Raw genomic sequence first — 13,985 nt, 5'->3', positions numbered from 1 at the left:
TTTGATTGTGTGTATGGAGTGGGGCGGCGAATTCAACTCCGATTCGCAACGCTGTTGAGGACCTCCTCGGAGAAGACTTCGGGGGGCGTTTTGAATCCGAGTATGTTGCGCGGACGATTGTAGAGCCGCTGCTCGATCCATCGTAGGTGCGCATCGGTGATGGTGCTAAAATCGGTCTGTCGTGGCAAGGACTGGCGCGTCAACCCGTTGGCATTTTCGTTGCTGCCTAGCTGCCATGCGCAGTACGGATCTGCAAAGTAGAAATCTCTCTGCAAGCAGACGGCAATGAGCCGATGATCAGCAAACTCCTTGCCGTTGTCGGCGGTGAGGGTGTGCACTGTATGGCGTAGGCCACCCAGCCGCTGGACGATGGCGTTGCGTACGTTCTCGGCGGTGCCGTCAGACGAGTAAGCCAGCAGATGCAGGCGACTGCGGCGTTCGGTCATGCTGACCACCACGGCCTTTCCGTGTGAGGCCCTGATGATATCCAGCTCCCAGTCACCGATACGGCTTCGTTGCTCCACCACGCTTGGGCGCTGTGTCCAGCTGCGCCGATGTGTCAGCTGCCCGCGGCCATCGCGCATGCCCCGCCGACGGCGCTTGCGCCGGCGCTTGCGTAGATGCGTGAACAACTGACCACCGCGCTTCTGGTCGGCGTAGATGTGCCGATAGATCCATTCCTGACTGGCCAAGCCGGTGCGACCTGCAATCTGTTCCGGGCTGAAGTCCTCGCCCAGCAAGACCTCGATCTGTGTGATGCGCTCAGCGTCGATGCGTGGACGCCGGCTGGCCTGCGTGCGCCGATGCTCGCTGAGGCGCTGCGCGTGATCTGGCAGATACTGCCGAGCGTGCTGGTTGCGACGCAGTTCGCGGCTGATCGTGCTGGGCGCACGCTCCAACGCATCGGCCATGGCGCGCAGCGACATGCCGGTTTCGTATAACGCATGTAGACGGTATCGTTCTGACAGGTCCAGGCGGCTGGATGACATGGGCACCTCCACTTGGTGGTGAAGTCGCTCAGGTCAGGTCGCCTGGACTGCTTCACAACCGTTGGTGTTGCGATTCAGAGTTGAATTCGCCAAGCGAAAAATCGACTCCTGTGAGATTGAGCGTTTCGCATTGCTGGCGAGTGGAAACCGCCGGAATAGCGGCCTCGGCTCTGGAGCTGAACCGGGGCGCCGCCGTCGCCCTGTGCGTCGCATTGCGTAGACAATTACTGTGGCGAGATTCCGATCCCGCCCCCCGCGTACCCATTGTGGCGCCGAGTTCGCAGGGTTTTGGGCTACGGGCCAATCTCGATCGATTCAGTCATGGAGTCATTTTAAGTTCAGGTTTGTATGCCGGCCGTCGCGCTATAGTGGAAACGTTTGTTCCCCATGGAAGAAGCGAACAATGTGGCTCCCCACTGCAGCTACAGCGCTCTCCGCTTTGCTGGAACGCCAGACCTCGCGGTTGATGCGACTGAGCTTTCCAAACGACGACGGTCCTTCCGCGGTCCTGCTCCCTGAGAAGCTGGTTGCAGACGAGGCGCTGTCCCGGGATTTCGAGTACACGTTGACGCTCCTCTCCGAGGACGCAGCAATCCCCGCCAAGTCGCTGATAGGCAAGATGGCCACCATCGAGTTGGTGCGCCGCGACGGCGGCCCGCGCTACTTCAACGGCTACGTCTTCGAGTTCGGGCGCATCAGCACGGACGGTGGCATTGCGCACTACCGCATGGTGCTGCGCCCGTGGATGGCGTTTTTGCACTTCCGTCAGAACAGTGGCCCTATTCAACAAACAACGATCGCTGCCCTCACGGACGAGATTCTTGGTCGCTATCAATTCCACGACTATCGGACCCAGTTGGGAAGCGTCCCTGATCTGACACAAACCGCAGTCATGCAGTGGGGTGAGTCCGACGCAAATTTCCTGCACCGCTGGTGGGAAGTAAGGGGTTGGTACTATGGCTACGAACACCGAGCGGACGGCCATACGCTAGTGTTGTGCGATGACTCAGCGCAGGCGCGGGCAATCGATGGCCGATCGCAGGTGCGCTATTTCACCGAAGGTGGACCGGACGATGACGATGCCATCGCCGAATGGTCGCCGGCGCGCCGCTTGTCTTCAACGCACTATTCGGTGAGCAGCTTCGATTTCAAGAATCCTCAGCGCCCCCTGACGGCACTTGTTCCCACGATCAACCAGCAGGGCGACGTGCCCGAGTTGGAGGTTTACGAGCATACCGGCGCCTACGGCTTTAGGACGGTAGAGGATGGCGAGCAACGTGCGAAGCTCAGCATGGAGGCGATCGAGGCCAAAGCCAAGCACTACGAGGGCCGCAGCAATTCACCGAGGCTGCAACCCAACCGCCACTTCGACCTGATCGAGCATTTCGAGCACGATCAGGATGCGGAAGACGATCGCCGTTTCTTTGTCGTGAGCGTGCGCCACGAGGTCGTCAACAATCACCTCGCCGATGAACCCGCCCGGTACAGCAACGTGGCAGTTGCGATCCGGCAGAATGTGCCCTGGCGACCAGGCCGGGGCTATAACAGCGACTGGCCGCGGGCATATGGGTTGCACAGCGCGGTCGTCGTCGGGCCGGAGGGAGAGGAAATCGACTGCGACGAGTACGGGCGAGTTGCGGTGCAGTTCCTCAACGACCGGGTCGGCCAGTACAACGAGAAGAGCTACTACCGGGTGCGGGTTGCAACGCCGATGGGAGGCGACCGGTTCGGCTTCCAAGCGGTTCCGCGCATTGGTCAGGAAGTCATCATGCAGTTTCTTGATGGCGACCCGGATCGGCCGATGATCACTGGTGTGGTATCGAACCAGCAGCATATGCCGCCATGGACCTTGCCGAACAACAAGACTCAAACCGGCATTCTGACGCGCTCCACGCAGGGTGGAGGATATGAGAACGCCAACGCGCTGCGGTTTGAGGACAAGAAGGGCGAGGAGCAAGTGTGGCTCCACGCGGAAAAAAACCAGGACATCGAAGTCGAGAACGATGAATCGCACTGGGTGGGAAACGACCGGAAGAAGACGATCGATCGAGACGAGACGGTTTACGTCAAACGTGATCGTACCGAAACGGTAGATCGTAACGAGAATATCACGGTCCACAACGATCGCCAGGAACGGGTGGACCACAACGAGCGGATATCCATCGGCGACAATCGGACCGAGGATGTGGGCCAGAACGAAAAGCTCTCGATTGGCCTGAACCGGACCAAGCACGTCGGCCTCTCCGAGCGCAGTCATATCGGCAACAATCAGACGATCAATATCGGCCGCTTCAAAAGCGAAAGCATCGGTATGGCCAGCCTTCAGAACGTGGGCTTGGGCAAGATGACCAATATCGGCATGGGCTACAACCGCAACGTCGGCATGGCGATGATTTCGGTGGTTGGGCTAAACCGAAGCGATCATATTGGTAAGATCTGGTCCCTGTCGGCTGGCGACAAGATCGAGTTGAAGGTTGGCAGTTCCCAGCTGACGCTGACTCCGGACGCAATCTACCTCACGGCTAAGACCATCCACCTCAAGGCGCAGGAGGTTGTACACGCCGATGCGCCCAAGGACATCCATCTCAATAGCGGCACTGCCCAGCCCGCTCCCGGATTTAACGGTACTGGTGGTGCGGTTGCGGGCGTTGCCGGTGCCGCCCTCGGTATCGCGGGTATGGCTGGCTCCCTGGGCAAGGATCACCAGCGCATAGCCGAGAACAATGCCAAGGCCGCCGCACCCGATGGCGCGATCAGCGGCGTACTGGACCGCACGGCACCCGCACCAGCCGCCGGCACCGCCACGCCGCCCGCACCGGTAACCACCGGCTTGGGCGCGGATGTGGACAGGATCGCCGCCGACTCACCCGCGCTGCAATCAGATCTGCAGGCGTTGCAGGCGGATCGCTGGACCATCGAACACGGACCCGCAGGCGGAGGATCGTACGCTGATCGCGATGCCACCCCTCCCGTCATCGTCATCGACGGAGCGCAACAAGGCAATGCTGCGCAGACCGCGCAGACTCTGTCGCACGAGGTCGGACATGCCATGTACGACTACCAGCCGGACTTCTCGACGAAGGATGCTTACGTCAATGGTGCCTTGGCCGACGAGGGCGCGGCAACGTTGAACAACATCAAAGTGCAGCGGGAAATCCTGAACGCCACGCAGCAGGGAACCGATATCGGTATCGCGGGCAACAGTTCGAACCACGCGGCCTATAACGCGGCTTATGAACAATTTCTGGTGGATGGGGATGCAGCCAAGGCCCGAGAGACCATTGGCGGGATCTTCGGCACTGGCGAGAGATCTTCTGTCCTAGTCAACGGCCAGCAAGTCAACTATCACGATTACTATGGTGACTGGTATGACCACAACAGCGGTCCGTAGGCGAGCCGCGTATTTTCTCTATGCGCTGGCAATGACCGGATGCGCCAGCAGTCAAGCTAAGAATTTTGAGGACTCCACCATGAGCGCACCCACCATCTGGCAGTTGATCGAAAATCTCACCCATCAGATGCCACTGACGCCGGAAAAAGTAGCTGCGACCATTGGCACGCCGCTACAGCCGCACAAGCAGACGCCGCAACTCATTCAGTACGTGGGGGCGGGCATTCCGCTGGGTGGCAACGTGCGGATCGAGAACAGCAGCCTCGCGCTCGGACCGCAGGGTGAGTTCGATGATAAAAGCGGGCTCAGCCTGGAACTGGGCGGCGCATGCGTCACCTTGGACCAGGTGCGCGAGCACTATGGCGCGCTGAAAATTACCCAAACACCCCGGGGGCGCTCAGACAAGGAATCGACGGTGCACGTGTCGAGCCAGCCGTGGGGGAGCCTGTCATTTGCTTTCCGTGCCGGCAACCCGGATTGCTTGTACCGGGTCGGCATACGCCCGCCGCAGTCGTAGAGCCGGCACTCGGTGACGTAAGCCCTCCAAGCGCCCGTTCAGCGCGCCGCGGTTGTTGCTAGCGACGCCGCTTGGCTGCATCCCCTCCACAGTCGATCCACGAGCAGTCCACTTCTCGCGAATGGCCACCATCGACAACCGCAGTGGCTTTCCCCATGCCTGGGTGGAAAAGACCGGTCCGGGCGGTATTGTCTACGACATGCTGGCCGTTCGCGGCACCTTTGATTTTGCCGCGGGCGAGGGCGCGGTGTCGCGCTCCCCGCAGCAGATGCCGATCGTATACGGCGACGAATATGATGGCGCGGCCGCCGAGCAACCATTGCGTTCGGTATTGCGCCGAGAAGGTGACCTCGCCTTGCTCAAGCCGGCGACGGACGTCTACCTTACTGGCACGGCCCGCGCGACCAACGGCATCCCTCAGCGCACCTGGATCGCAGGCCTGCGGGTGGGCCCAGTGCGCAAGGTGCTTCGCTTGCACGGGCCACGCAGCTTCGAGCGCGCCTGGGGCCGCTGGCGGCTCTCGCCTGCCGAACCTACCGATTCGGTGCCACTGGACTACCGGCATGCGTTCGGAGGCAGTTTTTCGCTGCAGGAAGAGGAAGGAGCGCCGGCCACGCACGTGTACAAACTGGACAATCCGGCAGGCTGTGGTTGGCTCCCAGGACCGGTGGATGTCAAGGATTTGTCTAAGCCGGCGCGTAAACAGTTGCAGGCCGACCTATCTCGCCTCAAGCGGCTACAGGCACCGCAGATCGAGGCCCTGGACCAGCCGGTCCGCCATCCTGATCAGCCCTTGGCCGCTCAGGGATTCGGCCCTCTCCCCCGTTGGTGCCAGCCTCGACTGCAATATGCCGGCACCTACGACGAGCGCTGGCAGTCCGAACGCTACCCGTTGCTGCCGGAGGATTTCGACGCGCGCTTTTACCAGAGCGCCCACCCAGATCTGATCTGCGCTGGGTTTCTGAAAGGTGACGAGGCCATCGCGATGATGGGGTTGCTGCCGGAGCGGGCGGCGGTAATGCGCTTGCCGGGCGAGGCCGTGTTGGCAGCGGCCACTGGGGCTAGCGGCAAGAAGCAGGCAGGTCCGCTGGTCCTGGATACCGTCGGCGTCGACCTCGATGCGCGCCAGGTGCACTTGGTGTGGCGAGGTACTTTTGAGAGAGAGGATCCAATACAGCACGTCTCGCTGGGATCGATCATCTTTGCCGAGGTCAGCGGTAGCCCGCTGGCCGCGGAGAAAGGACATGGCTGACACCCCTCTAAGTGTCAATGTCCGCGGTGATGCTGCGAGCGCCTTTCGCAGCCACTTCAATATCGACAGCGCGCAACAGGCCGCGGAGGCAGCATCCAACGTCGATGGGCTTTTCGCCGCAGGGGGACATCCCTGGGCCGACGAGCCAGGCAGGCTATCCCGCCGCGATGTATTCGATTGGGCGGCGGAGGAAACCAAACGGCGCTTCGACAAGGGCATCTACAAGGACGGCGAACTCGCTGCCTCCAAGCCACACAAAGACGGGGAAGATCAGACCGGTAGCTCGCAACATGTTGCCCATGAGGGTGATTGGAAGGCGGTGTGTAGCGAGCCGGACTTCTGCAAGGTCGGCAACAGGGTCGTGCCGTTCGATAGCTATGCCGACATCAATCAGCACGTGAAGGCGTCTCCCGACGTCAAGGCGCAAGGCACGCCGGTCTACCGGGTCGGCGATACGCACAAAGGTGTGAAGGGCGATGCGGGCGCGCATGTGGTGGCCGGTACCTCGCAAGGCGGCGGTCACGTTCAATTCCTCACTGGTCAGAGTAATGTCAAGGTCAACAATCAGCCGGTGGTGCGCCAGGACAGCTTGTGTAAGGTCAACTGCGACGCTGCCGGCGTGGGCGGTGCCCTGGGCCGGGTGGTCACTGTCGAGAAGTCCGCGCGTAGCGAAGCGGAGCCCTCGGGCAAGCCCAACGCCCAGTTGCAGGCGCTGCTGGATGAGGATCAGGATCAGCGTTCTTGGTGGCAGAAGACCAAGGATGCCACCTCGGGCGCCTGGGCCAGCACCCAACGCATCGCGGAAGCCAGCTGGAACAACCCGGCAGACACGGGGGTCGGTGTTCTCAAGGGCATCGGTAACCTGCCATCGGACCTGTGGAACTTGGGTGTGGTGGGCTCCAAGTACGCCACGATCGGCGGGATCGCGAGCACCGCGACGGTCGCCGATAGCCTGAACCAGGCGGCACGAGCCGCCTACCAGGCCGGGGACATCGCGAAGGCGAATGCGCTGGCTGGCCGTGCCGGCGAGATGATGTCCTCCGGCTATGTGGACGACATCTTCGAGCTCAAGAATGATGCCCAGAAGGGCGGTTCATTTTTGTCAATGTTCGTCCCGGTGGGTGCGGTGGCAAAAGGGGCGGGCGCTTTGGGCAAGGCTGCGCGGGGTGCGCGGGCTTTGAACGAAGCCGCGGATGCGGCCCGCGGCTTGGAAGCTGCAGCTGATATCGGTCGCGGCACGGAGAGCTTGGCGGATGCTGGCAAAGCAGATGAACTAGGAAAAGGGGTTGATGCCGCAAGCGCCGGCGTGCATGTGGCGCAGCTGAGTCGCGCAGAGCGTTATGCTCAACTCATTAAGTCTAACAAACCGTGGTCTTGGAAAAAGGACTTCCCGGATGGGGAGAAGCTAACGGCGGGAGAGAAAGCCGCTATCAAACGAGAGGCCATCGAAAAGGGGCTGATCCCCGATGTTCAGTTCAAGGAGGGCACCAAGTTCCCAGACTTCGAGAAAGCTGGACTTATAGAGAAGGTGGACAACCTGCCGGAAGAGCTCTGGAAATCTGGCGACCCCGCACAATTCAGGTGGCTTGATTCTCGTATTCCGGGTGGTAAACCGGAGGGCTTCACTTGGCACCACTCAGAAATTCCCGGTAGAATGGAGTTGGTGCCTTTTGGGCCGCATAACATCATCAATCACCAGGGCGGTAGGTCCCCCGGTCTTTGGGCTGCAGGGAGTAGATAAAATGGTTATCGACGTGAAGAATGCTGTTGCTGAACCAAGCGCTGAGTGCATAACCTCGATTGAAGAGTATTGTGGTGCAAAGCTCCCTGAGGATTTTAAGTCATTTCTCAGTTACGGAAACGGCGGCATCCCGCACAAGCAATCTTTCAAAGCTGAAGGGGGCGACCGGATCATTGAACGGTTCCTGCCTTTGATGGATGATCCTGAAAGTGATCCCGCCAATGGGCAGTATGAAATCAGCGTCGTAGAGACTCAGATAGGGGAGCGCTTGGCTAGCGATCCAGATCAAGTGGGCTGCAACATCCTGCCCTTTGCGACGCTCTTCGCGGGGGACTTCCTTTGTTTTGACTTCAGGAATGATTCAGATCATCCTCAGGTTGTGATTTGGGACCACAATGCCTCGGAGGAATTTACGCCGGTTACGGTCCCAGTTGCCTCATCATTCTCTGAATTACTTGAAAAGCTGCATTAAACTTTTCCCGCTTAGAACGCTGCGCGTGAAATTGAGCGATACGCGAGTTGCCAGCGGGTAGGTTCATGCGCTTTGATTTCTCCAACGAGAGAGTGGTCAGCGAGATTTTCCTGTAGAGGCGCCGACCGACACGCCGAGCTCGGGAAAGGAGGTTCATCAATGATTACCTTCAAAAAGACTGGAGCAGGGCTCGACAAGAAGCGCATCAACCAGTTGGAAGTCACGCTCGGGTCGGTATTACCCGACGATTACCGTTCATTTCTCCGGCGATGTAATGGTGGCCACAGGCCGATCCCCGATATGCTTGAGTATGCTGGGCTAGACACTGTACGTTCCCTGACATCAATCGCTGACTTTTTTCGATAAGCGGCGCAGCCGGAGCGGATATCCGACTACCAATGCTGGCGCGGAGATCTTCCCTTTGGCCTGAGTTTTGATCACTCGCCGTCAGTCCTCATCGAGAAAGTGGGGGCTCAGCCAAATCATTGGGAGGAAGATATTACCTGGGGAGTGGCAAGATGGTATCTGCCGGATTTCTTGTTGTGGATCAATTTCGACATTCTTGACAATCGAATTGAATCGGTGAGTATCTTGGCTGCGGGCTATCGCGATGATCTGCTGGGTCAGCAGGCAAGTGAAATTGAACAGTGATAGCAAGTGGCTAGCGGAAAACAGAAGTGATCTGCTTATCGCGAAGATTGGGGATGAAAGTGCTGTGCGTTTCCGAGCGGGGGGGGCGTGTTTGGGGGGCGTTGAACCAATTGAGTAAAGAAAAAGAATTTTACTCGTTCCCGGCCAATGGTTTGATCCCTGATTGCCGCGCGATCGATGAATTGAAGAAGAGCGTGCGCCTGGATGTAAATTTTGAGAAAAGAGCTTATTTGACTTGCAAAAAGTGAAGGCTATGCAAGGCGAAATCTCAGGTACGCATAGGAGTTTTCTGACGTCGCGACGGGCGTTGGCCTGATCGCACATCCGCGCTTAGCGTCGCAATGATACGCCCAGGGTTTCCTAGACATCTCAAGGCCATGGAAAATGGTCAATTCGGAGGTGTCTATGAGCAACAAGCGGTATACGGATGAATTCAAGATCGAGGCGGTCCGGCAAGTGACCGATCGTGGTTTCAAGGTGGCAGAAGTCGCGGAGCGACTGGGTGTCACCACGCACAGCCTCTACGCCTGGCTGCGCAAGTTCGGCAAGCCTGGCGTGGTGCAGCGCGCCGAGGTGGACCAGAGCGCCGAGGTTCGGCGGCTGAAGGCAGAGTTGCGTCGAGTGACCGAGGAGCGCGACATCCTAAAAAAGGCCGCCGCGTACTTTGCCAAGGGGTAAGGGCAAAGTACGCCTTCATGCAAGCCCACTGTGGGGAATTCAGGGTGTGTGCGATGTGCCGGGTATTGCGGGTCAACCGGTCGGGCTATTACGCCTGATTGTGCTCGCCCAACAGTGAGCGCGCCAAGGAAGATGAGCGCTTGCTTGGACTGATCAAGCACCACTGGCTGGCCAGCGGCAGTGTCTATGGCATCGCAAGATCACCAGGGATCTGCGCGATCTGGGTGAGCGTTGCAGTCGCCATCGGGTGCATCGGCTGATGCGCACCGAGGGACTGCGTGCCCAGGTGGGCTATGGTCGCAAACCGCGCTTCCATGGAGGAATGCAGTGCAAGGCGGCGGCCAACCTGCTTGACCGACAGTTCGACGTGACTGAGCCGGACACAGCCTGGGCGAGCGATTTCACCTTCATCCGCACGCATGAAGGCTGGATGTACCTGGCTGTTGTGATCGATCTGTTTTCCCGGCAGGTCGTCGGCTGGGCGATGCGCGATCGGGCCGACACCGAGTTGGTCGTGCAGGCCTTGTTGTCTGCGGTGTGGCGGCGCAAACCCAACGCTGGTTGCTTGGTTCATTCGGACCAAGGGTCTGTCTACACCAGCGATGACTGGCGCAGTTTCCTGGCGTCCCATGGCGTGGTGTGCAGCATGAGTCGGCGTGGCAACTGCCACGACAACGCACCCGTGGAGAGCTTCTTCGGCCTGCTCAAACGCGAGCGGATCAGGCGGCGGATCTATCCCACCAAAGAAGCCGCACGCGCTGAGGTGTTCGACTATATCGAAATGTTCTACAACCCCAACCGCCGCCACGGTTCAACTGGCGACCTGTCCCCTGTAGAGTTTGAACGGCGCTACGCGCAACGAGGGTCTTGAGTGTCTACGGAACCCTGGGCGTATCAAACATCACCAGGCTTCGGGTCACTGCAGCAGAACGTAAGAACCATGCAATCAATCTCAGAAGTCCACTAGGGTTGACTTTGGTTTGGTAGATCGCGCTCGTCCTGGTGATCACAGTGAGTGCACAAGGAAGCCTATGACAACTCACAACGCGGCGAGTGAACTTGAGGATGTCGGTGTGCATGGTTGCATGCAGTGTGTGACCTGCGTCGATCGGACGATGGCGCGCCCGATCAGATTCTTCGGTCGGATCGGTTGTCTCTCCGAACAGCGAGCGTGACCGCCAAGCGGCGCGCTGGAATGATCAACCGCTTCAGATCTTGGCGCGTTGCTCGCGCAAACCAGTCAACTGCGTGGTCCAGTCGTTCAAGCGCGTACGTTCCTGTTCGACCACCACGGCCGGTGCGTTCTGCACGAAGGTGGCGTTGCCGAGTTTGCCGTTGCACTTGCCGATCTCGCCTTCCACGCGCTTGATTTCCTTGTCCAGTCGCGTGCGCTCGGCATCCATATCGACCAGGCCCTCCAGCGGCACCAGCAGCGTGAGCTCACCGACGATGGCGGCGGCCGACGGCGGTGTATCTTGGCCGGCCTCCAGCCAGGCGATCGCTTCGAGTTTGAGCAGGAACGATAGCTGCGAGGCGAAGCGGGCAACGCGAGTGCGATCATCGGCCGTGCCTGCCTGCAGCAGCAGGCGCACTTGCCTGGACGGCGGCACGTTCAATTCGCTGCGCACGCGGCGTAACGCCGACACCATCGACTTCAACCATTCGACATCGGCTTCCGCCGTGTTGTAGCCACCGATGTCGATATCGCCTGCCTGTGGGAACGTTTGCAACGAGATCGTGGCGGCGGTGATGCCCAGGCGTGGGGCAACCTGCTGCCACAATTCTTCGGTGACGAATGGAGTGAGCGGGTGCAGCAGACGTAGCAGCGCTTCGAGCGCGTAGAGCAGAGTGTGGCGGGTACTGGCGGCAGCTTCGATGTCCTGACCATTGAGCGCAGGCTTGGCCAGTTCGACGAACCAGTCGCACAACGCATTCCAGGCGAACTCGTACAGCGACTGCGCGAGCAGATCGAAGCGATAGCTGGCGTAGTGGGAATGCGTTTCTGCGGTGACTTTATCCAGTCGTGACAGGATCCACTTCTCCGCTTCAGTGCGCGGTTGCGGTACGCCGACAAAGCGCGCTCCTTCAGTGTTCATCAGCACAAAGCGCGTGACGTTCCATAGCTTGTTGCAGAAGTTCTTGTAGCCTTCGGCGCGGCCGAGATCGAACTTGATGTCGCGGCCGTGCGTGGCGAGCGCGGCGATGGTGAAGCGCAGCGCGTCGGCACCGTGCGCGATGATGCCGTCCGGGAATTCCTTGCGGGTGGCTTTTTCGATTTTCTCGGCCATGCGCGGCTGCATCAAGCCACTGGTGCGCTTGGCAACCAACGCATCGAAGCTGATTCCGTCGATGATGTCGAGCGGATCGAGCACGTTACCCTTGGACTTGGACATCTTCTGGCCCTGCGCATCGCGGATCAGACCAGTGATGTAGACATCACGGAACGGCACTTGGCCGGTGAAGCTGTCGGTGGCCATGATCATGCGTGCCACCCAGAAGAAGATGATGTCGAAGCCGGTGACCAGCACCGACGACGGCAGATAGCGCGCGAAACCGCGCTCGGCCATCGCGCTTGCATCTGGCCAGCCGAGCGTGGAGAACGGCCACAGCTGCGAGGAGAACCAGGTTTCCAGCACGTCGCTGTCCTGGTGCAAGGCAACCTCTGCACCAAGGCCATGCTTCGCGCGCACTTGCGCTTCGTCATGCCCGACATAGCAACGGCCGGCGTCGTCAAACCATGCCGGAATCCGGTGGCCCCACCACAGTTGGCGGCTGATGCACCAATCCTGGATGTTCTGCATCCAGTGGCGATAGGTGTTGATCCAGTTCGGCGGCACGAATTGGATGTGGCCGCTTTCCACCAGCTGCAGCCCGCGCTTGGCCAGCGCTTCCATCTTCACGAACCACTGGTCGGTGAGGTAAGGCTCGATCACCTGGCCGGTGCGATCGCCGCGCGGCACCTGTAGTTTGTGCGGCTTGGTTTCGACTAATCGACCCTCGCTTTCTAGATCGACAAGGATAAGTTTGCGGGCTTCGTAACGGTCGAGATTCCAATACTTCTCAGGAATTCCGATATCGAAAGGTAGCGCATCGCGCTCCTGAGTGAGGATCGGGTCGCGGGGATTTTCAGTGTTGCGTCGCTCACGATAGCTAGAGAAACCGATAATTTTTGCATCTGGCGTGAGGATGTTGATTATCGGCAAGTCGTGCCGCACACCAACCTGATAATCATTGAAATCATGCGCAGGCGTGACCTTGACCACGCCGGTGCCGAACGCGCGATCGACGTAATCGTCGGTGATCACCGGCACTTGCCGGCCGGTCAGCGGCAGGACGATATGCGCGTTATGCAGCGTGGCGTAGCGTGGGTCTTCCGGATGCACCATCACCGCGGTATCGCCCAGCATGGTCTCCGGGCGCGTGGTGGCGACCACTAGATAATCGCGGGTTTCGCGTAGGGTCTCAACACCGTCGGCGTCTTGCTCGATGTGTTCGTAGCTCACGCCATCGGCCAGCGGATAGCGGATGGACCACAGAAAGCCGTCTTCTTCGACGTTTTCCACTTCTAGATCGGAGATGGCGGTCTTCAGCACCGGGTCCCAATTGACCAGCCGCTGGCCACGATAGATCAGGCCCTGCTCGTACCAACGCACGAACGCTTCGTTGACCGCGGCCGACGGCTGCGGGTCCATTGTGAAGGTGCTGCGCGACCAATCGCTGGAGGTGCCCAGACGGCGCATCTGGCGCTCGATGGTGTCGCCGGATTCTGCCTTCCACTCCCATACCTTGGCAATGAAGCCCTCGCGCCCTAGCGAATCGCGCGTGTCGCCATTGGCTGCCAGCGCCAGATTGCGCGACACCACCATCTCGGTGGCGATGCCCGCGTGGTCGGTGCCCACCTGCCACAGCGTGTCGAAGCCGCGCATGCGGTGATAACGCACCAACGCATCCATCAGCGTTTGCTGAAACGCGTGGCCCATGTGCAGTGTGCCGGTCACGTTCGGCGGCGGTAGTAGCACCGTGTAGGGCTCACCCTCACCAGACGGCACGAAATAACCGGCAGCCTCCCACTGAGTGTACAAGCGCGATTCGAAGGAGGAGGGTTCGTAGCTGGAAGCGAGTGTGGTCATAGTGGGGCGGGGTTCGTGATTCGGAATTTGTTGAGTAGTGGTACCGGCAAGTATCACCGGCAACCCATTGCATCAACGTCAGCGGTGGCGCTGTGGAGCGGAGATTGGCTGTTCGGGATTCGTCGTTGGATGGAGCCTGTGGGTGCGCGGAAAAACCACTTCTA

At 59.8% G+C, this 13,985-nt stretch carries 10 protein-coding genes and 1 pseudogene; 9 read left to right on the top strand and 2 right to left on the bottom strand.

Annotated features, from left to right (window positions below; genetic code table 11):
- Positions 1-32: 32 nt before the first annotated feature.
- Positions 33-989, bottom strand: a complete 957-nt coding sequence (locus PD885_RS15590) for an IS30 family transposase (protein ID WP_088056981.1) — start codon at positions 987-989, stop codon at positions 33-35.
- 439 nt (positions 990-1,428) lie between these two features.
- On the opposite strand from PD885_RS15590, the gene PD885_RS15580 reads away from it, so the two are divergent.
- The 9 genes and pseudogenes from PD885_RS15580 (at position 1,429) to PD885_RS15555 (ending at position 10,562) form a co-directional block, all read left to right on the top strand.
- The gene (locus PD885_RS15580) at positions 1,429-4,380 is read left to right on the top strand and encodes a type VI secretion system Vgr family protein (RefSeq protein ID WP_197685826.1); all 2,952 of its coding nucleotides are present in this window, start codon (positions 1,429-1,431) and stop codon (positions 4,378-4,380) included.
- 79 nt (positions 4,381-4,459) lie between these two features.
- Entirely contained in the window at positions 4,460-4,897 is a 438-nt protein-coding gene (locus PD885_RS15575; RefSeq protein ID WP_088056978.1) for a hypothetical protein, read from the top strand.
- Between the two features lie 121 nt (positions 4,898-5,018).
- Positions 5,019-6,149: a DUF2169 family type VI secretion system accessory protein gene (locus PD885_RS15570; RefSeq protein WP_088056977.1), complete on the top strand. Its 1,131-nt coding sequence runs from the start codon at positions 5,019-5,021 to the stop codon at positions 6,147-6,149.
- Positions 6,142-7,890: an HNH endonuclease gene (locus PD885_RS20970; RefSeq protein ID WP_159087648.1), complete on the top strand. Its 1,749-nt coding sequence runs from the start codon at positions 6,142-6,144 to the stop codon at positions 7,888-7,890. Before PD885_RS15570 ends, PD885_RS20970 begins: the two co-directional genes overlap by 8 nt.
- A 1-nt stretch (position 7,891) precedes the next feature.
- Positions 7,892-8,362 carry an SMI1/KNR4 family protein gene (locus PD885_RS15560; RefSeq protein ID WP_088056976.1) on the top strand — a complete coding sequence of 157 codons (471 nt, stop codon included), beginning with the start codon at positions 7,892-7,894 and terminating at the stop codon, positions 8,360-8,362.
- 159 nt (positions 8,363-8,521) lie between these two features.
- Entirely contained in the window at positions 8,522-8,728 is a 207-nt protein-coding gene (locus PD885_RS22810) for an SMI1/KNR4 family protein (RefSeq protein ID WP_386270502.1), read from the top strand.
- Between the two features lie 99 nt (positions 8,729-8,827).
- Entirely contained in the window at positions 8,828-9,013 is a 186-nt protein-coding gene (locus PD885_RS20965) for a hypothetical protein (protein WP_145953992.1), read from the top strand.
- A 53-nt stretch (positions 9,014-9,066) separates the two neighbouring features.
- Positions 9,067-9,261 carry a hypothetical protein gene (locus PD885_RS20960; protein ID WP_134656621.1) on the top strand — a complete coding sequence of 65 codons (195 nt, stop codon included), beginning with the start codon at positions 9,067-9,069 and terminating at the stop codon, positions 9,259-9,261.
- Between the two features lie 157 nt (positions 9,262-9,418).
- Positions 9,419-10,562, top strand: a pseudogene (locus PD885_RS15555) (IS3 family transposase).
- Between the two features lie 337 nt (positions 10,563-10,899).
- On the opposite strand, the gene PD885_RS15550 reads toward PD885_RS15555, so the two are convergent.
- Complete coding sequence (locus PD885_RS15550; protein ID WP_088056975.1) at positions 10,900-13,821, bottom strand: valine--tRNA ligase; 2,922 nt, start codon at positions 13,819-13,821, stop codon at positions 10,900-10,902.
- Positions 13,822-13,985: the final 164 nt, after the last annotated feature.

Source organism: Xanthomonas fragariae, assembly GCF_900183975.1.
GTDB classification, from domain to species: Bacteria; Pseudomonadota; Gammaproteobacteria; order Xanthomonadales; family Xanthomonadaceae; genus Xanthomonas; species Xanthomonas fragariae.
Note: the sequence above shows the minus strand (reverse complement) of the source record. Positions and strands in the feature narration are given on the sequence as shown.